General features: G+C 66.1%; 21 protein-coding genes. 2 read left to right on the top strand and 19 right to left on the bottom strand.

Features of this window, described 5'->3' with window-relative positions; all coding sequences use genetic code 11:
* Window positions 1-19 precede the first annotated feature (19 nt).
* The gene (gene htpX / locus J5474_RS06470) at window positions 20-958 is read left to right on the top strand and encodes a zinc metalloprotease HtpX (RefSeq protein WP_209360001.1); all 939 of its coding nucleotides are present in this window, start codon (window positions 20-22) and stop codon (window positions 956-958) included.
* On the opposite strand, the gene J5474_RS06465 is transcribed toward htpX, so the two are convergent.
* From J5474_RS06465 to J5474_RS06410, 12 genes are all read right to left on the bottom strand, one after another.
* Window positions 959-2470: a malonate--CoA ligase gene (locus tag J5474_RS06465; protein ID WP_209360000.1), complete on the bottom strand. Its 1512-nt coding sequence runs from the start codon at window positions 2468-2470 to the stop codon at window positions 959-961. It lies immediately after the preceding gene.
* Window positions 2471-2535: 65 nt separating this feature from the next.
* The gene (locus tag J5474_RS06460; RefSeq protein ID WP_209359999.1) at window positions 2536-4014 is read right to left on the bottom strand and encodes a class I adenylate-forming enzyme family protein; all 1479 of its coding nucleotides are present in this window, start codon (window positions 4012-4014) and stop codon (window positions 2536-2538) included.
* Window positions 4011-5000 carry an NAD(P)H-dependent flavin oxidoreductase gene (locus J5474_RS06455; protein ID WP_209359998.1) on the bottom strand — a complete coding sequence of 330 codons (990 nt, stop codon included), beginning with the start codon at window positions 4998-5000 and terminating at the stop codon, window positions 4011-4013. Before J5474_RS06455 ends, J5474_RS06460 begins: the two co-directional genes overlap by 4 nt.
* On the bottom strand, window positions 4997-5416 hold the full coding sequence (locus J5474_RS06450; RefSeq protein WP_209359997.1) for a PaaI family thioesterase: 420 nt from the start codon (window positions 5414-5416) through the stop codon (window positions 4997-4999). Before J5474_RS06450 ends, J5474_RS06455 begins: the two co-directional genes overlap by 4 nt.
* Window positions 5413-6519 carry an acyl-CoA dehydrogenase family protein gene (locus tag J5474_RS06445; protein WP_209359996.1) on the bottom strand — a complete coding sequence of 369 codons (1107 nt, stop codon included), beginning with the start codon at window positions 6517-6519 and terminating at the stop codon, window positions 5413-5415. Before J5474_RS06445 ends, J5474_RS06450 begins: the two co-directional genes overlap by 4 nt.
* A gap of 1 nt (window position 6520) precedes the next feature.
* Window positions 6521-7717 carry an acyl-CoA dehydrogenase family protein gene (locus J5474_RS06440; RefSeq protein WP_209359995.1) on the bottom strand — a complete coding sequence of 399 codons (1197 nt, stop codon included), beginning with the start codon at window positions 7715-7717 and terminating at the stop codon, window positions 6521-6523.
* A gap of 40 nt (window positions 7718-7757) precedes the next feature.
* Window positions 7758-8948 (bottom strand): acetyl-CoA C-acyltransferase, encoded by a 1191-nt coding sequence (locus J5474_RS06435; protein ID WP_209359994.1) that lies wholly within the window; start codon window positions 8946-8948, stop codon window positions 7758-7760.
* Complete coding sequence (locus J5474_RS06430) at window positions 8945-11023, bottom strand: 3-hydroxyacyl-CoA dehydrogenase NAD-binding domain-containing protein (RefSeq protein ID WP_209359993.1); 2079 nt, start codon at window positions 11021-11023, stop codon at window positions 8945-8947. The genes J5474_RS06435 and J5474_RS06430 overlap by 4 nt, the downstream gene beginning before the upstream one ends.
* 11 nt (window positions 11024-11034) lie before the next feature.
* Window positions 11035-11841, bottom strand: a complete 807-nt coding sequence (locus tag J5474_RS06425; RefSeq protein WP_209359992.1) for an IclR family transcriptional regulator — start codon at window positions 11839-11841, stop codon at window positions 11035-11037.
* Between the two features lie 17 nt (window positions 11842-11858).
* Window positions 11859-13196, bottom strand: coding sequence for a TRAP transporter large permease (locus tag J5474_RS06420; protein WP_209359991.1), 1338 nt, complete (start codon window positions 13194-13196; stop codon window positions 11859-11861).
* A complete protein-coding gene (locus J5474_RS06415; RefSeq protein ID WP_209359990.1) occupies window positions 13196-13705 on the bottom strand; it encodes a TRAP transporter small permease in 510 nt (169 codons plus the stop codon). Before J5474_RS06415 ends, J5474_RS06420 begins: the two co-directional genes overlap by 1 nt.
* A 77-nt stretch (window positions 13706-13782) precedes the next feature.
* Window positions 13783-14826: a C4-dicarboxylate TRAP transporter substrate-binding protein gene (locus tag J5474_RS06410; RefSeq protein ID WP_209359989.1), complete on the bottom strand. Its 1044-nt coding sequence runs from the start codon at window positions 14824-14826 to the stop codon at window positions 13783-13785.
* A 185-nt stretch (window positions 14827-15011) separates the two neighbouring features.
* Between J5474_RS06410 and J5474_RS06405 the strand changes: the two genes are divergently transcribed.
* Window positions 15012-15827, top strand: a complete 816-nt coding sequence (locus J5474_RS06405) for a sulfite exporter TauE/SafE family protein (protein WP_209359988.1) — start codon at window positions 15012-15014, stop codon at window positions 15825-15827.
* Window positions 15828-15884: 57 nt separating this feature from the next.
* On the opposite strand, the gene J5474_RS06400 is transcribed toward J5474_RS06405, so the two are convergent.
* Genes J5474_RS06400 through J5474_RS06370 form a run of 7 tightly spaced genes read right to left on the bottom strand, consistent with a single transcriptional unit; the run spans window position 15885 to window position 22182 of the window.
* The gene (locus tag J5474_RS06400) at window positions 15885-17126 is read right to left on the bottom strand and encodes a flavin-dependent oxidoreductase (protein ID WP_209359987.1); all 1242 of its coding nucleotides are present in this window, start codon (window positions 17124-17126) and stop codon (window positions 15885-15887) included.
* A gap of 4 nt (window positions 17127-17130) precedes the next feature.
* Window positions 17131-17577, bottom strand: coding sequence for a cupin domain-containing protein (locus tag J5474_RS06395; protein WP_209359986.1), 447 nt, complete (start codon window positions 17575-17577; stop codon window positions 17131-17133).
* Between the two features lie 33 nt (window positions 17578-17610).
* Window positions 17611-18297, bottom strand: coding sequence for an ABC transporter ATP-binding protein (locus tag J5474_RS06390; protein ID WP_209359985.1), 687 nt, complete (start codon window positions 18295-18297; stop codon window positions 17611-17613).
* The gene (locus J5474_RS06385; RefSeq protein ID WP_209359984.1) at window positions 18297-19052 is read right to left on the bottom strand and encodes an ABC transporter ATP-binding protein; all 756 of its coding nucleotides are present in this window, start codon (window positions 19050-19052) and stop codon (window positions 18297-18299) included. The genes J5474_RS06390 and J5474_RS06385 overlap by 1 nt, the downstream gene beginning before the upstream one ends.
* Window positions 19049-20050 carry a branched-chain amino acid ABC transporter permease gene (locus tag J5474_RS06380; RefSeq protein ID WP_209359983.1) on the bottom strand — a complete coding sequence of 334 codons (1002 nt, stop codon included), beginning with the start codon at window positions 20048-20050 and terminating at the stop codon, window positions 19049-19051. The genes J5474_RS06385 and J5474_RS06380 overlap by 4 nt, the downstream gene beginning before the upstream one ends.
* Entirely contained in the window at window positions 20047-20964 is a 918-nt protein-coding gene (locus tag J5474_RS06375) for a branched-chain amino acid ABC transporter permease (RefSeq protein ID WP_209359982.1), read from the bottom strand. The genes J5474_RS06380 and J5474_RS06375 overlap by 4 nt, the downstream gene beginning before the upstream one ends.
* Before the next feature lie 30 nt (window positions 20965-20994).
* Window positions 20995-22182: an ABC transporter substrate-binding protein gene (locus tag J5474_RS06370; protein ID WP_209359981.1), complete on the bottom strand. Its 1188-nt coding sequence runs from the start codon at window positions 22180-22182 to the stop codon at window positions 20995-20997.
* Window positions 22183-22275 lie beyond the last annotated feature (93 nt).

The raw sequence follows: 22275 nt of genomic DNA, 5'->3' as shown, positions 1-22275 counted from the left end.
TGCGTGGAGGGCCCGAGAGATGGGTTATGTGAAGACCGGGATGCTGATGGCCGCGATGACGGCCCTGTTCATGGGAGTGGGTTACCTGCTGGGCGGCTCTGCCGGGATGCTGCTGGCGCTTCTGTTCGCTGCCGGGACAAACCTGTGGGCATGGTACGGATCGGACAGGGCGGTGCTGAGGATGCACAACGCCCAGCCGGTGACGCGCGGAGACCGGTTCGGGCTGACCGAGATGGTGGCCCAGCTGGCGGCAAACGCCGGACTGCCGATGCCTGCCGTCTACATCATCAACCAGTCGCAGCCCAACGCGTTCGCGACGGGACGCAACCCCGACAATGCCGCTGTGGCGGTGACGACGGGCCTGCTGCAATCGCTCAGCCGCGAGGAACTGGCCGGGGTGATCGCGCACGAACTGGCGCATATCCGGAACCGCGATACGCTGATCATGACGATCACGGCGACCTTTGCCGGGGCAATCACAATGCTGGCGAATTTCGCCATGTTCTTTGGCGGGAGGCGGGAGAACGGCATGGGTATGCTGGGGACGCTGGCAATGATGTTGCTGGCGCCCTTTGCCGCGATGCTGGTGCAGATGGCGATTTCCCGGACGCGGGAATATGCCGCCGACCGGGCTGGCGCGGAGATCTGCGGACAACCGCTCTGGCTTGCTTCCGCGCTGGGGCGGATCGCGGAGGGGGCCGCGCGGATCGACAACATGGCGGCAGAACGCAATCCGGCCACGGCGCATATGTTCATCATCAATCCGCTGCACGGTCGAGGGGCAGACAGCCTCTTTGCCACGCACCCGGCCACGGAAAACCGCATCGCGGAGCTGCAGCGGATGGCTGGTGGCGGGCGGCCGCGCCCGGTGGGGCAGACGCGTCCGGTGGGGCAGACGCGTCCGGTGGCGGATCGGCCGAGGCGGTCGATCACACGGGACGGCGGTCCGTGGGGGTGATCAGCCGGTAAACAAGCGGGCGTAATCCTGCCGTAGTATGGCTTTCTGAACTTTTCCCATCGTGTTGCGCGGCAACTCTGGCAGTGTGACAAGGCGGCGGGGGTGCTTGAACTTCGCGAGGCTCGCCTCGCAGGCGCGCATCAGCGCCGCCTCGTCGGGGGTGGCACCCGCCTCGGGCACGATCACTGCGAGGACAGTTTCACCGAAATCCGGGTGCGGTACGCCGATCACCGCCGACTCCAGCACGCCCGGCTGGTCGTCGAGCACCAGTTCGACCTCCTTGGGATAAATGTTGTAGCCGCCCGAAATAATGAGGTCCTTGTTGCGGCCCACGATGGTGATGTAGCCATCCGGGTCCATCGTGCCCAGATCCCCGGTTACGAAGAAGCCGTCGCTGCGCAGCTCCGCGGCGGTCTTTTCCGGCATTTGCCAGTAACCCTTGAACACGTTGGGGCCGCGCACCTCGATCTGACCGACGTCGCCTTGGCGGACGGGATCGCCAGTTTCGGGGTCCGTGATCTTCAGTGTCACGCCGGGCAAGGGGAGGCCGACCGTGCCCGGGCGGCGTTCGCCTTCGTAGGGGTTTGAGGTATTCATGTTCGTTTCCGTCATCCCGTATCGTTCCAGGATGCGGTGCCCGGTGCGTTCTTCGAAACGGACATGCGTTTCCGCCAGCAGCGGCGCGGAGCCGGAGATAAAGAGCCGCATCCCCTGCACCAGATCCCGGTCAAAACGCGGATCGTCCAGCAGGCGGGTGTAGAAGGTCGGCACCCCCATCAGCGCGGTGGCGCGGGGAAGTTGGGCGATGAGCGTCCCTGCGTCGAACCTTGGCAGAAAGATCATCGCGCCGCCCGACAGCAGCATCACGTTGGTTGCCACGAACAGGCCGTGCGTATGGAAGATCGGCAGCGCGTGCAGCAGCACGTCCTCCACCGAAAAACGCCAGTGGTCCACCAGCACTTCGGCGTTCGAAAGCAGGTTCGCCTGCGTCAGCATCGCGCCCTTTGATCGCCCCGTGGTGCCGGATGTGTAGAGGAAGGCGGCAAGATCGCCCTCCCCACGTTCGACGGTGGGGTAGGTGTCGGGGCGATCCGCGGCGGCCTCCGGCAGGGTGCCGGCACCATCGGCGGAGAGCGTCATGAGACGCGCGCCGAGGCCCATCACCATGGGGCGCGTGTCGGCGGCTTTCGCCGGGTCGGCCACCACCAGCTTCGCGCCGGAGTTCTCGATGAAATAGGACAGCTCGTCGCGGGTATAGGCGGTGTTGAGCGGGAGGAAGACAACGCCCGCCTGTACGCAGGCGGCATAGAGCGCCAGCGCCTGCGGGGACTTTTCGACCTGCGCCGCCAGCCGGTCGCCCGGTTGCAGCCCCGCTCCGTCCAGCACATGCGCGAACCGCGCCGCCGCAGCGAGAAAGCCGGCATGGGTCAGCGTACCGCCATCCGGGAGGTGGAGAAAGGGCGTATTCCTCCCGGCGTGACGGCCAAAGAGACGGTCGTAGAGCGGGTTCATCGCGCTGGCTCCTCCAAGTCTGCATGACGGTGATAGCGCGTCTTGCCGCAGTGGCCAAGGTCGCCTCAGAGGCGGTCCGCGAATGCCTCCAGCAGCTTGTGTTTCAGTATTTTTCCGGTGGCTGCAGCAGGTAGGGCATCAATGACAAAAATCCGGTTCGGGCGCTTGTAGCCGGTCAGGCGCTCCGCCACGAAATCGGCCAGCGTCTCCGGTGTTACCGCCCCCGGCGCGCGCGGCTGGACAAAGGCCAGAACCTGTTCGTCGCCGTCCTGTCTGCGCCCGATGACGGCGGACTGCACCACGTCGGGGTGGTCGTTAAGCGCGGCCTCGACTTCTGGCGGGTAAACGTTGAAGCCACCCCGGATGATCAACTCCTTTGCGCGTCCGACGATGTGCAGGCGGCCCTGTGCGTCGATCTTGCCCAGATCTCCGGTGCGCAGCCAGCCGTCCCGCACGGTCTGGGCGGTGGCCTCGGGATTGCGGAAATAGCCCTTCATCACGTGCGGGCCACGGGTCAGCACCTCGCCCACGGTCGGGTCCTCGCCCTGCGGGTCGAGGCGCACCTCCACTCCAGGCAGCGGCGGTCCGACGGAAGTGTCGGGATCGCCGATGGCGTTGCGCGTGCCCGAAACACCGGCGGTGCTTTCGGTCATGCCATAGCCGTTCTGCAACGGGATGCCATAGAAGGCTTCGGCCTTGCGCTTCCACGCGGGATCGAGCGGCGCCGCACCGGAGGAAACGTAGCGCAGTTTCGACGGGCCGAGCGTCGCGTGGCCCTGCGCCTCCGCGTGGGCCATGAGCAGGGCGTGCATCTGCGGCACGGCGGGCATGACGGTCGCGCCATCGCGCAGCGCTTGCAGCAGTTGCGCCGGGTTGAAACGGGTCGCCAGTTCCACCATCGCACCGACATGAGCGGAGGCCATCAGCATTGAGGCCACGCCGAAAACATGTGTCAGCGGCAGCGCGCCATAGACGTGATCGGCGGCGGTGAGCTGGCGCAGCCAGCACGACGCCTGCGCGGCGAACAGCAGGTTGTCATGCGTCAGCATCACGCCCTTGGGGTCACCGGTCGTGCCGGTGGTATAAAGCAGGATGGCGGTGTCGCTGTCGTCCTCGGGATCGTTTTGGCCCCGCACCAGGTGCAAGGCCCCAAAACCGGTGGGGCAGGGGGCCACGCCCGCCGCGCCCGCTGCATGGGCGGCGGCCTCCTTCGAAACGTTGGAGGTGTAGAGCGTCAGCGCGGGCTTCGCGTGGGCCGCAATACGGGCGATTTCCGGCGCGGACATGCGGGCGTTGACCGGCACCGCCCATGCGCCGATGCGTGAGGCGGCGTTGATGAGCACGGGCAGGGCGAGGCAGTTTTCGCCGACCACCAGAACGCGGTCGCCCGGCTGCACACCCTGCGCCGTCAGCAGATCGGCGGCCTCGTGCGTCAGCTCGCGATAACGCGCCCATGAATACACCCGACCGTCGCAATCCTTGATTGCCGGGGCGTCAGGGGTGTTTGCCGCGTTGTGGTCCACGAGGTCGTGAATGCGGGTCATCTGGAGTCTCCCGTCAAGCGGTTCAGTCGCGCCAGAGCACGCTCCGCCTCTTCTTCGAGTTGCGCGACGATGCGGGCAAAGGGGGCGGTCTCCGCGACCAGTCCCAGCGCCTGCCCGGCGGACAGCATCCCGCGTGACGTATCGCCGGTGCGGTAGGCTTCGCGTCCGATGGCCCCGGCGACAAGCGGGCGCAGGTCTTCGTAAGTGATGTCGGGTTTTGTCGCCTCAAGCCGGGCGACGGCATCGGTGGTGGCGTTCCTGAGCGTGCGGATTGTGTTGCGGACGCTGGCCATGGTCAGCGCGGTATCGCGTTCGGTGGCATTGACGATGGCCTGTTTATAGGCGGCGTGCGCGGGGGTCTCATCCGCGGCAAGGAACCGGGTGCCGATCACCACGCCCTCCGCTCCATTGGCGATTGCGGCGACGATCTGCCCGCCGGTGGCGACGCCGCCGCCAATCAGGAAGGGGATGGTCAGCCGCCGTTCCGCCAGCGCCATGTTGACGAGGCTGCCCACGAGGTCGAGGCCGGGATGCCCGCCGCATTCCGCGCCGACGATGGAAACCATGTCCACGCCCGCGCGCTGCGCCGAGACGGCGTATCGGACGGAGGGCACCTTGTGCAGGACCGTGACGCCCGCGTTGCGCAGCATCGGGACATAGGCTTCCGGCGAGCGGCCGGAGGTTTCGACGATCTTCAGTCCCTCGTCGATGGCGATCTTCAGCACGGCTTCCGCCCGGTCGCCGGCCACAAGCTTTGGCAGCATGGAGACGTTCAGCCCGAATGGCCGGTCGGTCAGCTGCTGCGTGCGCCGGATCTCGGCCCGCAGCGTGGCTTCGTCGGGCAGGCTGGCCGCCGTCAGGAAAGGCAGCACACCGGCATTGGCCGCCGCCGCCACGTAGTCCGCATTGGCGAGCCATTGCAGCCCACCCGCCACCACCGGCAGCCGCAGGCCCCAGTCCTGTGTGAAACGGGTCTGCAGGATCATGCGTCGCCGCCCCGGTCAAGCTTTGCCCGCTTGAACACGCCGGTGGCGGTGGCGATCAGGCGGCGGTCGCTGTCGCGCAGCTCGGAGGCGAGGAACAGCAGGCTGCGGCCGCCCCCCGTCACGCGCGCAGTCGCCGTCAGCCGCGTCCCGGCAAGGGCCGGGGCGAGGTACTGCGTCGTCATGGACACGGTCAGAAAGGGCGTGCGACCGCTGGCATCAACCGTCAGCGAAGACGTGGCACCCATGGCGTTGTCCAGTAGCGTCGCCGCCAGCCCGCCGTGCAGCACGTCGTGCCGGTTCACATGCGCCTCGCTCACGTCGAGGATGCAGCGCGCGGTGCCGTCCTCGTGGCCGATCTCGATCAGGTAACCCAGCGTGCGCTGGGTCCCCGTCTCGTCGCGGATGGTCTCGATCATGAGGCGCGGCTCTTGGCCTGGCGGATGAAGCGTTCCAGGTGGTAATCCGTGTCGCCAAAGCGGTGGTCGACCATGGTCAGCCGCTTGGCAAAGTGTCCCAACGCATACTCCATCGTCATGCCGATGCCGCCGTGCATCTGGATGGCTTCCTCGACAACCAGCCGGGCGGTGCGCCCGATCAGGTTTTTCGTTGCGCTCACGTGGAGGTCGCGGTCTGGCCCGTCCAGATTGCCGCACAGGTTTATAACGGCGGAGCGCGCCTGCTCGATCTCGATCAGCACGTCGGCCATGCGGTGCTGCAGCGCCTGGAACTTGCCGATGGGCTGGCCGAACTGGCGGCGCTGACGCAGGTAATCGACGGTCAACGTCTTCACGGTCTCCATCATCCCCAGCGCCTCGGCACACAGCGCCGCAGTGGCACGGGCGTGGGCGGTCTGCAGGGCATCGAAGGCCGTTCCGGCGGGGCCGATCAGGGCGCTTTCCGGCAGGGTGGCGTCGATGGTCAGCTCGGCGGCGCGGCCACCGCCCTGAAGCGGGTAATCGCGTAGGGTCACGTCCGCGGGCGTCACGAGGAAAAGAGAGATGCCTTCCTCCGCATCCGCTGCGCCAGAGGTGCGGGCCGTCAGCAGGATCGCCTTTGCCGCCGGGGCGTGGTGAACGACGGCCTTCTGACCGATCACGCGCCAGCCTTCGGCAGTGCGCTCCGCCCGTGTGTCCACCCGGTTCAGGTCGTAGCGCGCGGCGGGTTCGGTGTGTGCGAGTGCCAGGATCTGCCCTCCGGCGAGGTCGTCGACCGGCATCCCCGCCGCGTCCAGCAGCGCCCCCGAAAGGACGGTTTCAACCAGCGGCACGGAGAGCCCCGCGCGGCCCAGTTCCTCGAATACCACCATGAGGTCGAAGCCCGCGCCGCCAAAGCCACCCTGCTCTTCGGTAAACATGGCGCCGGGCAGGCCCAGTTCGGTCAGTTGTTCCCAGAGAGCGGGGGCAAAGCCCGTGGCGGTCCCTGTCGCCTCCACGATGCCTTCGGGCGTCACGGTGTCGGCGAGGAAACGGCGCAGGGCGTCCTGCAGCATCTGGCGCTCTTCGGTCAGTCGAAAATCCATGTCAAAGCTCCAGAATGGCCTTGGCGATGATCTGGCGTTGCACCTCGTTGGAGCCGCCGTAGATCGAAAGCTTTCGGTTGTTGAAATAGGCCTGCGTGGCAGGCAGGGCGTAGTCGGGGCCGACGGGTTCGGCGTTCGCCCCCTCGTCGAGGCTTTCCGACGCGAAGGGCTGGGCGTAGGGCCCCACCGCCTGCCGTGCCAGCGCGTTGATCTGCTGCCGGATGACGGTGCCCTTGACCTTCAGCATGGAGCTTTCGGCGCCGGGGGCCTGCCCCGCCGCGGCGGCGGCCAGCGTGCGCAGGTTGGTGGTTGCCATGGCCATCAGGTCGATTTCCACCTGCGCCACCTTCGCGGCAAAGAAGGGGTTTTCGATCAGCGGGCGGCCGTCCTGCTGCTGCTCGCCCGCGATGCGCTTGAGCGAGGCAAGTCCGGCGCGGGCAAAGCCGACCCCGGCGATGTTGGTGCGTTCATGCGTCAGCAGGTACTTGGCGTAGGTCCAGCCCTTGTTCTCCTCACCCACGAGGTTCGCGACAGGCACACGCACGTCGGAGAACCATACCTCGTTCACCTCTGGTTCGCCGTCGATCAGGACGATGGGGCGAACCTCGATGCCGGGGGTGTTCATGTCGATCAGCAGGAAGGAGATGCCCTCCTGTTTCTTGCCCTCCTTCGAGGTGCGCACGAGGCAGAAGATCATGTTGGCGTGCTGGCCCAGCGTGGTCCAGGTCTTCTGACCATTCACCACGTAGTGGTCGCCGTCCCGCACGGCGGTCGTCTGCACGTTGGCCAGGTCGGAGCCCGCGCCGGGTTCCGAATAGCCCTGGCACCACCAGTCCTCGCCATTCAGGATGCGCGGCAGGTAATGGGCCTTCTGTTCATCGCTGCCGAAGGTCATCAGCACCGGACCCAGCATGGCAAGGCCGAAGGGCACGACGCGGGGGGCGTGCGCGGCGGTGGTCTCTTCTTCGAAGATGTGGCGCTGCACCACGTCCCAACCGGGCCCGCCGTGCTCTGTCGGCCATGTGACGCCCAGCCAGCCGCGATCGTTGAGGATGGCGTGCCATTCCTCGTAGTCCTGCTTTGTCAGGCGCTTGCCCTGCCGCACCTTGCCCGAAAGGCGCTTGGGAAGCTTGTCGTTCAGGAATTCCCGCACCTCGGCGCGGAAGGCTTCCTGCTCGGGGGTGAAACTCAGGTCCATTGTCTTGTACTCCTGCGCTGCGGCTTTTCTGCCGGGGCGCTCATGCGAAAATCTCGAACAGGCCCGCCGCGCCCTGACCACCGCCGACGCACATGGTTACGACTCCAAGCCGCGCGCCACGGCGGCGACCTTCCAGCAGCAGGTGGCCGGTCATGCGCGCGCCGGTCATGCCGAAGGGGTGGCCGATGCTGATCGAACCGCCGTTGACGTTCAGCCGGGCGTCGGGGATGCCCAGCCGGTCGCGGCAGTAGATGACCTGAGAGGCGAACGCCTCGTTAAGCTCCCACAGGTCGATGTCGTCCACAGTCAGCCCATGGCGTTCCAGCAGGCGCGGAATGGCGAAGACCGGGCCGATGCCCATCTCGTCGGGCTCGCAGCCCGCCACGGCAAAGCCGAGGTAGCGGCCCAGCGGCTGGAGGTTGGCCTTTGCTGCCGCCTTTTCGTCCATCATCACCAGTGCCGCCGCGCCGTCCGACAGCTGGGAGGCGTTCCCGGCGGTGATGAACTTGCTCTCGCCCATGACCGGCTTCAGCCCTTGCAGACCGTCGAGCGTGGTCGAGGGACGGTTGCACTCGTCCTGCGCGATGGTCACCTCTTCGAAACGCGTCTCGCCGCTGGCCTTGTCGGTAATGGCCTTTTTCACAGTCATCGGCACGATTTCATCGGCGAACAGGCCCGCCTGCTGGGCGTGCGCCGTGCGTCGCTGGCTTTCGAGCGCAAGTGCATCCTGTGCGTCGCGGCTGATGCCATGGCGCGCGGCGACTGTGTCGGCGGTTTCGATCATGGTCATGTATAGGTCGGGCCTGTTGGCCTCGATCCACGCCTCGCGGCTGTGACGCGGCGGCGGCTGGTTGAGCGAGATGCTTTCGACGCCCCCCACCAGCACGGCACGCGCGCCTTCGCCCGCGATCATCTGCCCGCCCATGGCGATGGCCTGAAGGCCGGAGGCGCAGAAGCGGTTGACGGTCGTCCCTGCGACTGACACCGGCAGGCCCGCCCGGATCACCGCCTGACGGCCCAGGTTGCCGCCGGTGACATGCTCCGGATAGCCGGTGCCCCAGATAGAGTCCTCGATCAGCGCCGGGTCGAGACCGGACCCGATTCCGGCCCGGTCGACAGCGTGGCGCGCGACGTGGCCCGCGAGCGTGACGCCGTGGGTAGCGTTGAAGGCACCGCGCCCGGCCTTGCCGATGGCTGTGCGTGCGGTGGAGACGATCACGGCATTTGTCATTGCACGTTCTCCTTGTTCAGATCTGCAAAGCTGCGTCCCTCGGCCACCAGCTGTTCAAGCAGGGCGCTGGGTTCCCAGAAGTAGGGGTCGGTTTCGGCCCATGCCTTGATGTCGGCGAGCAGTGCGGGCAGACCCTCGTGGTCGGCCCAGAGCATCGGCCCACCGCGCCAGCGCGGGAAGCCGTAGCCATACAGGAGTGTGACATCGACATCGAGCGGGCGGGCGGCGATGCCTTCGCCCACGACCTTCGCCGCCTCGTTCACCATGGCCGCCAAGTAGCGGCGCTGGATCTCCTCGGGGGTAAAGGACCGCTGCGGGCGGTCGCCGCGCGCCTCTTCGATGAAGGGCAGGATTGCCTCGTTCGGTGTGCCCTTGCGGCCCTCGTAGGTGTAGTAGCCCCGGCCGGTCTTCTGACCCAGCCAGCCCTCATGATACATCGCGTCGGCCCATGTGGGTACCACGTCGCGCGGGTCGCGGGTCGCCGCCTTGCGCTGCCGCGTCATGAAGCCGATATCAAGCCCTGCAAGGTCGCCCATTTCGAACGGCCCCATGGGCAGGCCGAAAGCCTTGATGGCAGCGTCGATTTCCCACGGAGAAGCGCCGTCGAGGATCATCCGGTCGGCGGCACCGCGATAGGTGGCGAGGATGCGGTTGCCGATGAAGCCGTCGCAGACGCCTGCCTTCACTGCGGTTTTCTTCAGCCGTTTGGCCAGTGCAAAGGCGGTGGCGGTCACGTCGGCAGCGGTCTGGCCCGCGACGACGACCTCAAGCAGTTTCATGACGTGCGCCGGCGAGAAAAAGTGCAGCCCGATCACGTCGCCAGGGCGGGAAGTGCTGGTGGCGATTTCGTTTACATCGAGGTAGGAGGTGTTCGTCGCAAGGATCGCGCCGGGTTTCAGCACCGTGTCGAGACGGGCGAAAACGTCCTTCTTCACGCCCATGTCCTCGAACACCGCTTCGATGGCGAGATCGGCGTCGCCGAGCGCGGCGTAGTCGGTGACGGTGTTCAGGTGGGCCAAGGTGCCGTCACGGTCTTTCAGCTTGCCACGCTTCACGGCGGCGTCGAGGTTGCCGGTGATGGTGGTGCGCGCCTTCTTGGCGGCGGCCTCATCCCGTTCCACCAGCGTCACGGGCAGGCCGGCCAGCAGGCAGGCGGTGGCGATGCCCGCGCCCATGGTGCCGCCGCCGATGACGCCAACATGCGCGATCTCGCGGGGCGACACGCCGTTCAGTTCCGGTAGCTTCGACACCTTGCGGTCGTTGAAGAAGGCGTGGATCATTCCCGCCCGTTGCGGCGTCTGCATAAGGTCGAGGAAGATGCGACGCTCTTCCTTGATGCCCGCGTCGAAATCGGTCCTTGTGGCGACCTCAACCGCGTCGATGGCCGCAAGCGGTGCGACCTCTCCACGCGATTTCTTGGTCCAGAGAGCGCGGGCGGCGTCGAACGCTTCCGCATCATGGGTGGGGCGGGACAGGGCGCCGGTTCGGCGTGGTTCGGCGGCCGCGTCCAGCAGGTCACGCGCGTAGGCAAGACCTGCTTCCCGCACGTCGCCGGTCGCCACGCGGTCAACAAGGCCGATCTTCAGCGCTTCGGAGGCGGAGACGGAGCCACCGGCGGGCATCATGTCCAGCGCGGGGCCGACGCCGGTCAGGCGCGGCATCCGCTGTGAACCGCCAGCGCCCGGTATCAGGCCGAGCAGGACCTCCGGGAAGCCAAGCCGTGCGCCCTCCATCGCCAGTCGGTAATGCGCGCCAAGCGCGACCTCGCAGCCGCCCCCCAGCGCCGGACCGTGGATGGCGGCGACGACGGGCTTGGCACTGCGTTCGATGTGGGTGCAGACGTCGGGCAGGTGCGGCTCACGCGGGGGGGTGCCAAACTCCGAGATGTCCGCGCCGCCGAGGAACAGCTTACCCTGCCCCAGGATCACCGCGATGCGGGCGTCATCCTGCGCAAAGCGGTCCATCGCTTGCCACAGTCCTTCGCGGACCGCGTGGCCAAGGGCGTTCACCGGCGGGTTTGCGATGACGATCAGGGCAACGTCGCCGTCGCGTTCGTATCTTACAGCCTTTGTCATGGGTCGTCCTTTCAGGTGCGCATCGTGATCGAGGCCGGCTGCCCCATCATGCGTTCGAGTTCCTTTACCGCGTCGTTGAGACGTGGGCCCACCTCGGTCTCCAGCCGTTCCAGCGTCAGGTCCTGTGGCATGGCCCCGCAGGTGAAGACGACCGGTTCGGCCAGGTCGCGGGCAAAGAAGGGGCGCGCGGCGGCGTGGATGGAGGCGGCGAAATATTCGTCCGGCGGCGTGATGGAAAAGCCGCGCGTGATGAGCTGTTCGTAGGCGCGCCGACGGACCGCGCGGGCGCGCTCAGGTGTCAGCCCCCGGTCGCCGTCGACGCGGGCCACGGTTTCCTCGAACAGCGCGTCGTTCATGGCGGCCAGCATGGCGTGCCCCGACGATGTTCCGTTGAAGGGCAGGCGGTGCCCGGCCTCCAGCCAGAGCGAGGACACCCCGCGCGGCCGCCAGGTGCGCACGATCAGCAGTTTCTGGTCGTCGCGGACCAGCAGCAAAGAGAGGGTCCCGGTTTCATCTGCCAGTCGCTGCATGATCGGCCCCGAAAGGTCGACAAAGGAGATCGACGCCTGCGCAACGTTCCCCAGCGCCAGCAGCGCCGGGCCGGGGCGGTAACGGTCGTTGCGGTGCGCGTGGGTGAGATATCCCAGCGATTGCAGGGTGAAGGTCAGCCGCGACACGGTACTTTTCGGCAGGCCCGTGCGCTCTGCTATCTCGGCGTTGCCAAGGCCGTCGTCACTGGCGCGAAATGCGCGCAGTACCGTCAACCCTCGCGCGAGGGTGGTGGCAAAGCGGGGATCACGGGCGGCCGGTTCGGTCATGGGCGCGTTCACCTGCATCACATCGCGTTCGGGATCAGCAGCGACAGTATCGGGAAGGCCATCAACAGAGCCAGCACGATGACGTCCACCGCGAGAAAGCGGGTGATGCCAGAGAAGATGCGGTCGATGGGGACTTCCTTGCCCACCACGGAGGCGATGACAAAGACGTTCAGGCCGACGGGCGGCGTGATGAGGCCGATTTCCAGGAGCTTGATGACCACGACGCCGAACCAGATCAGGTCCAGCCCGTAGCCCTCGACCAGCGGCACCAGCAGCGGCAGGGTCAGAACCATGATCCCGATGGGGTCGAGAAACATGCCCAGCAGCAGGTAGATCGCTGCTATGGCCAGCATCAGGAGCGGAATGGACAGGTCCGCCGCCTGCACGGCACCCACGATATCGCCCGCCACGCCGGTCAGCGCAATGAAGGCGACGAAGATCTTCGCCCCGGCGGCAATGATGAAGATGGAGGTGGTCTGCACCACGGTCTCGCGCAGGGATTCGATTACCGCGCGCCACGTCAGCCGGCGCTGCGCGAAGCCGATCAGGAGGGTCACGGCGACGCAGACGGCTGCGGCCTCGGTCGCGGTGAAGATGCCGCCGTAGATGCCGCCCACGATGATGACGAACAGCAGCACGGCGGGCCATGCTTCCAGCGCGGCCTTCAGCCGTTGGCCCAGCGGCAGGGTGTCGACCCCGGCAGGAGCCGCGCCGGGATCGCGCAACACCCAGAGCCAGATCACCAGCAGAAAGCCCAGCAGCGAGATCAGCCCCGGCAGGATCCCCGCAAGGAACAGCGAGGAGATCGAGGTTTCGGTGAAGATGCCGTAGATGATGAACAGCACGGACGGCGGGATCAGCGAGCCCAGCGTGCCGCCCGCCGCGACCGATGCCGTGGCGAGCCGTTTGTCGTAGCCCATCGACAGCATTTCGGGCGCGCAGATGCGGCCCATGGTCGAGGCGCAGGCGATGGACGACCCGGTGATGGCGGAAAAGCCCGCGCAACCCATGACTGACGCCATGGCGACGCCACCGGGAATGGCCGAAAGCCAGACGCGCGCGGCGTGGTAGATCTTGGTCGTGATTTCGGCGCGGTATGCGATGTGGCCGAGCGCGACGAATAGCGGGATCATCGAAAGGTCGTAGCTGTGGATCAGGTCGAAACTGTTGGAAAAGACCAGGCTCGCCGTGGGCCGGAATGCCCGGTCGGGGGAAAACGCCCCGGTGCGGAAGGCGAACATGACGAAGGTGCCGATGGTTGCCACCCCCGCGAGGGCAAAGGCGATGGGCACGCGCAGGCCCAGCAGCAGGATCAGCGCGGCAAAGGCAACGAGGCCGACGAGTGTTCCGTCCATCAGGCTGCCTCCTCCGGGTGTTGATCAGCGAGTCGGCCCCCGGCCCTCAGCGTGCGGATGTCCGTCACGACCATGAGCGCGAGGCGGACCCAGCAGATCACCATGCCGATCAGGAAGATTACCCTGCCTGGCCACTTCGGCAGCTGGAGTTCGCCATAGAAGAAAGACCCCTTCTCGATCACGCCGGTGGCCTCGCGCCACCCGGCCCAGATCAGCGGCGCCAGCGCGATCAGTCCGAAGACCGATCCGAGGACGATCAGCGCATCGCCCACGCGGGGCGGAAGGCGGTTGGCGACGAGTTCAACCGCGATATGCGCGCGGGCGGTGGTGGTGGCGGCGAGGGGCAGGACCACGGCGGCCACCATCAGCTCGGCCACCAGCACGGTGCTGTCGGGGATGCCGGCGTTGAACAACGCCCTGAGAAGCACGTTGGCGGTGATGAGCGCGCAAAGGCCCAGCACGGCGGCAATGGAAAGATCGACGAGCAAACGCTCGATGCGGCGCAGCATGGCGACACCTTGAGGCATGAGGATCGGGGGAAGGGGTGGCCGGACCCGCGTGGGCCCGGCCTGTAGCGTTCAGCGCGTCAGCGTGTCCAGGGGTAGCCCTGTTCCGCGCGCTCCGCTTCGTACTTGGCGATCAGGTCGCGGTACTCGGTCAACAGCGCCGCGCCGTCCAGACCGGCGGCGTTCGCCTGCTCGATCCAGGCGTCGATGTAGGGCGCGCCAGCGGTCACCAGCTTTTCGCGGTCGGCGTCGGGCAGGGTGATGATCTCCACCCCGGCGTCCTTCATGGTCTGGACCGCCTTGTCGTTGTCGATGGTGATGAGTTCGCCCAGCGTGTCGGGCATCGCCTCACCGGCCTTTAGCAGCGCCTGCTGGTCTGCTTCGGACAGGGCGTCGAAGGCGTCCTTGTTCATCAGGATACCGAGCGCGCCAACCTGGCCCCAGTTCAGCAGCGTGTAGCTGTTGATGACTTCCTGCTGCTTCAGCGCGGCGGTGGCGTAGGAATAGCCCTGCGAACAGTCGAGCAGGCCGGAATCGAGGCCCTGATAGGCGTCATAGACCGACATCGGCACCATGGTCGCGCCGAGATCCTGGAACGCCTTGCCATAGGCGCCGACGCCGCGGACCTTCAGGCCCTTGATGTCGTCGACGGACCGGATCGCCGCGCCCTTGCACCCGATGTGCACGGCGGAGGTGGTGAAGGTTCCAAGGTAGACGAGGTTCATGTCCGCGAGGCTGTTCGTGATGCCGGCGTTGTTGCGCATGAGATCATCGGTGGCCTTCATCCCCACCCATGCGTCATCGTTCTTCAGCGGCAGGTCGGCGATGCCGTAGGCGACCATCTCCTGCGGGAAGTAGACGGAGATCACCGTGCCAAGATCCGCCACGCCGTCGGCGATCCCGGACAGGGCCGCGCCCGCCTTGAACAGCGCGCCGCCCCACTGGATGTCGAACTGCAGGTCGCCCTCGGACAGACGGGTAGCGTCCTCGGTGAACTGTGTCAGCGCTGCAGCGCGAGCGCCTCGATTCGGGCCCGCCTCGCCAAAAATCAGTGTGGTTTCGGCCTGCGCCAAAGACGCCGCCGCGATCAGCGCGCAAGTTGCGGCCGTTCTCATGAAAGTCATCGATTTCCTCCCTAATTCCACTATATGGAATTCTATTCCATCATGTTCACACACGATCCCCGGCCCACGCAACCCCTTTTCCACCTGCCGCGAGCGATTTCCATGTCGTAGGCATGTAACGCCCTCTGGCCTTTCCTTACGGGCAATGCCACGACTGCGCCGCAAGACACAGGGGAGGGAAACCCATGAGCAGCGAATTTATCTTCCTGGCGCTCGGGCTGGCGGCCGCGGGCGTGGTGTCGGGGTTTCTGGCCGGGCTGTTCGGCATTGGCGGGGGCGCGATCCTCGTGCCGGTGCTGATGACCGCCTTTCCGCTGTTGGGCGTGGCGCCCGAGATCACGGCGCATATGGCAATCGGCACATCGCTGGCGATCATCCTCCCGACCGCTTTTCGCAGCTATAAGGCGCACCGCATGAAGGGCGCGGGCAATGCGGAGCTTCTGCGCCACTGGCAAATCTGGGTGCCCTTCGGGGTGATCTGCGCCTCGCTGGTGGTACGGTATGTGTCGGGTGACGTGCTGCGCGTGGTCTTTGCGGTGGTCGCGCTGCTGATGGCGCTGAAGATGCTGTTCAACAAGGCACACTGGAAGGTGGCCGATGAACTTCCCGGCGCGCCGGTGACCAACGGCGTTGGCTTTGGAATCGGGTTCCTGTCGACCTTCATGGGGATCGGCGGCGGCAACCTGAACACCCTGTTCATGACCTCCTTCGGGCAGTCGATCCATCAGGCGGTGGCGACGTCGGCGGGGCTGGGTATCCTGATCGCGGTGCCCGCGACGCTGGGCTACGTCTATGCCGGGTGGGGCAACCCGCTGCTGCCGTACTGGGCGCTGGGATACGTCAACCTGCTTGCGGCGGCGCTGATTGTCCCGTTCTCGATGCTCGCGGCGCCGCTGGGGGCACGGTTAGCGCATTCGATGCAGCCGCGCCGGCTTGAGGTGGCCTTTGGCCTGTTCCTGCTGCTGGTCATTGCCCGCATGGCAGCGGACGTGGTAGCCTGACCTTGGGGACTTGTTCCCGGGCTTGCCTTCAGCCGGCGCGCCGCTCAGGTACGGCGCTCAGGTACGGCGCGCGGTGACCCGGGAATAGCCGGCCATGGTGGCGTAACCGCCGACGATGGCCTTGCGGTCTTCGTGGGACAGCACATTGTCGATGGACTTGAACCCGGCGGGCGCGAGGCGCTCGACCTCGTCGATGACACGTTCCGGACCGCCGATGCGATTGGTGCGGACGACTTCTGCCGTTTTCGGCAGACGCTGCTTTTCGTAGGCCCATAGCGCCGCGCGAGGGTGTTCGGCACTCGCCAGCGCATCCGCCAGACAACGCGCGTCGAGGATCGCCTGAGACGCACCGTTGGAGCCTACCGGATACATCGGATGCGCCGCATCCCCCAGCAGAGTCACGCGTCCGAAGGTCCAGCGCGGCAGCGGGTCGCGGTCGGCCATGGGATATTCATAGATCGTGTCCGATTTCTGCACCAGCGCGCCAATGTCCATGCCGGGCACGTGGAAGCGCAGCGCGTGCGGTAGAACCTCTGCCAGCGTCGCGCGGCGGGACCAGCTGTCGGGGGGCGGGGTGGACACGGCGGGGTCCTTGATACGGACGTTCACCACCCAGTTCATCAGTTGTCTGCCCTTCACAGCAGGTGCGATGGGGTAGAGCACGAACTTGCCCCCCAGCCCGCCGCCGATGGCCATGCTCTCGCCGTCCTCCCAGACGGGCCAGTCGGTTGCGCCGCGCCACATGACGACGCCCTGCCACGATGGCGGGCCCTCGTGCGGGTAGAAGTGCCGCCGCCCGGCGGAGTGGATGCCATCGGCACAGATCAGCACCTCGGCGCGGCGAGTCAGCCCCGCATCGCCCATTACGCTATCGGTAAAATGGGCAGTCACGCCGCCTTCGTCCTGAATGAAACCCGCGAGGCGGCGGCCGGTGTGCACCGCGTTCTTTCCCAGCCGGTCCAGCACGGCGTCAAGGATCACCTTTTGCAGCCGCCCCCGGTGAATGGAAAACTGCGGCACCTCGTGGCCTGCGTGCATGCCGCGCAGTTCGGACCAGACTTCCTGCCCCCGCTTCGTGAGGTAGGAAAGCTTGCGCGTGCGCACGCCGACCTTGTCGAGCGCCGGAAGCAGCCCGAGAGCCGCAAGTTCGCGTATGGCGTGGGGCAGGACGTTGATGCCCACGCCGACCTCGCGCACCTCGCGGGCTGCCTCGAAGACTTCGACGGGCACGCCGCGCGCGTGTAGCATGAGCGCGGTGGTCAGCCCACCAATACCCGCGCCTGCGATCATGACCGTCATGGCATCAATCCTCCTCGGGGGGCAGGAAATCGACCTCGTGCTTGGCCGAGATTGCCACCACGTCCGCCGGGTTCGGCTCTGGTCCGAGGTTGTGCAAGGCCCAGAACAGATCGAACAGCTTGCGCGTCGGTGCCACCCAGAACAGGCATTTGATGGCGCCCTGGGTCTTGTTGTAGATGCCGTGCGGGATGCCCTTGGGCAGGCGGATCAGGTCGCCGGGTTCGGCGTAGGTCTCGACCCCGTTCAGAAGCACATCAAATCGTCCTTCGAGCACGTAGATGAATTCATCCTGCGTCGGGTGGATATGCGGCGGTACGAAGGTGCCCTTGGGAAGGGTCGCGTGCCATGCCATGGAACTGTCTGACTTCTGCTTGGGCACGTATATCTGGCCAAGGATGTTCCAGCTGATTTCTTCTATACCGCTGTTGGACTTGGTGACGCCGGGTATCATGGGGCTACTCCTCGGGTTCGGATGTTCGGGGGTTCAGACGTGCAGGAAACGGTCCTTGACCTCCGGTGTGGCAAGGATGTCGGCTGTGGTGCCGGTCCAGACGACGCGGCCTTTCTCGATCACCACATGACGGTCGGCAAAGCGGGTCAAGGCGTCGACGTTCTTGTCAATGACGAGGATCGCCTCGCCCTCGGATTTCAGGTGGCCGAGGCATTTCCAGATGTCGGCGCGGATCAGGGGGGCGAGGCCTTCGGTGGCTTCGTCCAGCACGATCAGGCGCGGGTTGGTCATCAGCGCGCGCCCGATTGCCAGCATCTGCTGTTCGCCGCCCGACAGTTGATTTCCCATGTTGCGGCGGCGTTCGCGCAGGCGCGGAAACAGGTCATAGACGGCGGACAAGGTCCACTTGCCGGGGCGGGCGGTGGCGCGGAGGTTTTCCTCTACGGTCAGCGTCGGAAAGATCTGCCGCCCCTCGGGGACGTAGCCCAGTCCCGCACGCGCGATGCGATGCGGGTCGGCGCCGGTCAGATCCTCGCCGCCGATGGCGATGCGCCCGCCGCGGGGCTTCAGCAAGCCGAAGATCGACTTGATCGTCGTGGTCTTGCCCATGCCGTTGCGGCCCAGAAGGGTCACGACCTCGCCTTCGCCCACGGTAAGGTCGATGCCGAAGAGAATCTGGCTTTCGCCATAGCCTGCCTCCAGTGCGGTGACGTCCAGCATCAGGCGATCTCCTGTTCTTCCTCGCCGAGGTAGGCGGCGCGCACCTCCGGGTCCGACCGGATCGCATCGGGCGCTCCGGTGGCGATGATGCGACCGTACACCAGTACCGACACGCGGTCGGCCAAGGCAAAGACCGCGTCCATGTCGTGTTCGATCAACACCATGGTCAGGCGGCCCTTCAGACGGCGGAGGTTCTCGACGAAGGTCTCGGCATCCTCGCCGCCGACGCCCGCCAGCGGTTCGTCCAGCAGCAGAACGCGCGGTTTCGTGGCGAGCGCGATGGCGAGTTCCAGCCGCCGGTGTTCACCGTGGCTGAGCGAGCGCGCGGGGATCTGCGCGCGGTGGTCGAGGCCCGCCTCGTGCAACGCCTCCATGGCGGCCGCGTTCAACGCGCGTTCCGCAGCGACTGTGCCGAAGAAGCGGAAGGACGACCCCTGCCGCGCCTGCACCGCGAGTGCGACGTTCTCCAACGCAGTGAACCCCGGCAGGACAGAGGTGATCTGGAACGACCGCGCCAGCCCCAGCCGGACACGTTCCGGCATCGACAGATGCGTGATGTCCTTCCCGTCGAGCGCCACCCGCCCGCTGTCCGAACCCAGCTGTCCCGAAAGCTGCGCAATCAGCGTGGTCTTGCCCGCGCCGTTGGGGCCGATGATTGCGTGGATCTCGCCCGGCGCGATGTCGAGCGACACGTGGTCGGTGACCTTCAGCGCGCCGTAGTGCTTGCACAGGTCGGTGACGGTGAGCGCGGTCATTTCTGTTTCTCCCCGAAGCCGAGTTTCTTCAGCAGGCCGGTGATCCCGTTTGGTGAAAACAGCACCATCAGCACGAGGAAGAGGCCAAAGAACAGCTTCCAGTGTTCCGAGAGCGCGCCCAGCCATTCCTCGAGCAGCAGCGCCGCGACTGCGCCCGCGATGGGGCCGGCCAGCGTGCCGGGGCCGCCCAGCACCACCATGACGATCAGCTCGCCAGATTTGTGCCAGGACATGAAGGCGGGCGACACGAACTGCGCCTGATTTGCCAGCACCACCCCCGCCATGGCGGTGATGCAGCCGGAGATCACGAAGGCGGTCAGCTGGTAACGGAAGGGGGCGAAGCCGATGGCCTCCATCCGCGTGGGGTTTTCGCGGATACCGGTCAGCACCCGGCCAAAACGCGATTTGGTGATCCGGTGGCAAAGGAAGAACAGCCCGATCAGCATCACCAGGGTGGTGTAATAGAGGCCGAAATCGGTTTTCAGCACCTCCATCCCCAAAAGCGTCGAGCGGCTGGCCAGCGCCACCCCGTCGTCACCGCCATAGGCCGAAAGCGAGATGAAGAAGAAGAACGCCATCTGTCCGAAGGCCAGCGTGATCATGATGAAATAGACGCCGCGGGTTCTGAGCGAGATCGCCCCGGTGACAGCGGCAAAGACGGCGGACATGGCCGTGGCGGCAAGGATCTGCACAAGCAGGTCGTTGATGCCGAAGCCCGACAGGATCGCGACAGCGTAGGTTCCGAGACCCAGGTAGGCGGCGTGGCCGAAGCTGACCATCGCGCCGAACCCCAGGATAAGATCCAGCGCCAGCGCCGCGATGGCATAGGCCAGGATACGGGTGCCGATCAGCACATAGAAGGGATCGTTCAGCGCAGACGCCAGCGGAGGCATAAGCGCGAAGAGCACGAAGAGTGTCAGCGCCGCCTTTACCCGGCCCGAGAGGGCAGGGCGGGTCGCGGCGGCGGTTACGCGGGTTGCATCGGTCATGTCGGTCATGCGGTCTTCCCGAAGAGGCCAGCAGGCCGGGCAAAGAGGATGACAGCCATCAGAATGTAGACGAGCATGGGGGCCAGGACCCGCCCGGCCTGTCCGGCGGCGGAGGGGTCGAGCACCGAGCGCAGCAGGATCGGTCCGAAGACCCCGCCCACGGTATCGACCACGGCCACCAGCAGCGCGCCAAGAAAGGCACCCTTGATCGAGCCGATGCCGCCGATCACCACCACGACAAATGTCAGGATCAGCACGCTTTCTCCCATGCCGGTATCGACCGACAGGATCGGCGCCACCAGCGCCCCCGCGAGACAGGCCAGTGTCGCGCCCAGCGTGAAGACGATGGCAAACAGGCGGTTGATGTCGACCCCGAGCGCGGAGACCGTGTCGCGGTTGCTGGCGCCCGCGCGCAGCAACATGCCGACGCGGGTGTAGTTCACCATCACGAAAAGCCCCAGCGCCACGGCAAGCCCCGCCACGATGATGGCGATGCGGTAGACCGGGTATTTCAGCGGTCCCATCAGCGGCACGGAGCCGGAGAGGATTTCCGGCATGGGGACGGACAGCGGCGAGGTGCCCCAGATCATCTTGACCGCCTCGTTGGCCATCATCACCAGCCCGAAGGTCGCCAGCACCTGATCGAGGTGCGAGCGTGCATAGAGCCGTCGCATGACGACGGCCTCGATCACCAGCCCCACGACGACGGCGGCGGGCAGCGTCAGCAGGAGTCCCCACCAGAAGCTGCCCGTCGCCGCCGCGAAGGTGGCGATCAGGTAGGCGCCCACCATATAAAGGACGCCGTGGGCCAGGTTGATCACGTCCATGATCCCGAAAACCAGCGTCAGCCCCGCCGATATCAGAAAGAGCAGGACGCCCAGTTGCACCCCGTTGAGGAGCTGCAGGACAAACAGGTTGGTCATGGTCGTGATCCTCCCGGCCTTGGTCTCAGATCACATCTTGCACTGTGCGGCGTAGTTATCGACGTAGTCGTCGAAGATCTTCTCCTTGATGGAGGTGCCGTACATGCCGTCTTCGCGCTTCACCGCCTCGACGAGGTAGAAATCCTGAACGGGGAAGTTGTTCGCGCCGAAGGAGAAGTCGCCGCGCGGGCTGTCGAAGTCGGCTGAATGCAGGGCGTCGTGCAACGCTGCGCGGTCGGTCAGGTCGCCGCCGATCTTTGCCACCGCGCTGTTGATCAGTTGCGCCGCGTCATAGGCCTGCATGGCGTAGGTGCCGGGAACCGACCCGTACTTGCCGATGTAGGCATCGACGAAGTCCTTGTTGGCGGGCGTGTCCATGTCGGGCGCCCAGTTGGCACCGCCCAGCATGCCGACGGCCGCATCCTGCGTCGCGGGCAGGGTGGTCTCGTCGACGGTGAAGGCGGACAGGAACGGAATGTCCGACAACCCCGCCTGGCTGTACTGCTTGACCAGGTTCACGCCCATGCCGCCGGGCATGAAGGCAAACACCGCGTCGGGCTGGAACGCGGCGATCTGCGCCAGTTCGGAGGAGAAGTCGAGCTGCCCCAGTTCGGTGAAGACCTCGCCCGCGGTGCCGCCGGTGTAGGAATTCTTGAACCCGGCGAGGCTGTCCTTGCCGGCCTGGTAATTCGGCGCCATCAGGAACACGTTTCCGTAGCCCTGCCGCTGCGCGTAGGCGCCCATGACCTCGTGGTTCTGATCGTTCTGGTAGGAGGTCGTGTAGAAATTCGGATTGCAGGACTCGCCCGCCAGCGTCGAGGTACCGGCGTTGGTCGAGATCAGGACCGTGCCGGTCGAGGTGACGGGCTGCACGATGGCCATCAGGATGTTGGAAAAAATCGGTCCGACGACGAAGTCGACGTTGTCGCGCACAACCAGTTCGCGCGCCTTCTCGGCGGCCAGGTCAGGCTTGCCTTCGTCGTCGACGACGATGATCTCGGTCTTCATGCCGCCGATCTCTCCGAATTTCTCGGCGGCCAGCAGGAAGCCGTCGCGCGCCTGAACGCCAAGCGCTGCGGGCGGGCCGGAAAGGGTGTAGACGAGGCCGATCTTGAGCACGTCGTCATTGGCAGAGGCGGGGACATCCTGCGCAAGCGTCGGGGCGGCGAGCCCTGAGGCCAACAGGGTGGAAGCTAGAAGTCTGGTCGTGCGGTTCATGATGAACTCCCTGGTTGATGGCAGCGGCTTTTGCCGTCTGGTTGGGCGCGAGGCCGGTATTGTCTGGCGCGCAACCCCTATTCAGCGGGGCAA

The sequence above is a fragment of the Sagittula salina genome, assembly GCF_017813235.1.
Classification (GTDB): Bacteria; Pseudomonadota; Alphaproteobacteria; order Rhodobacterales; family Rhodobacteraceae; genus Sagittula; species Sagittula salina.
The sequence above is the reverse complement of the archived record's forward strand: the minus strand, read 5'-3'. Positions and strand labels throughout refer to the sequence as shown.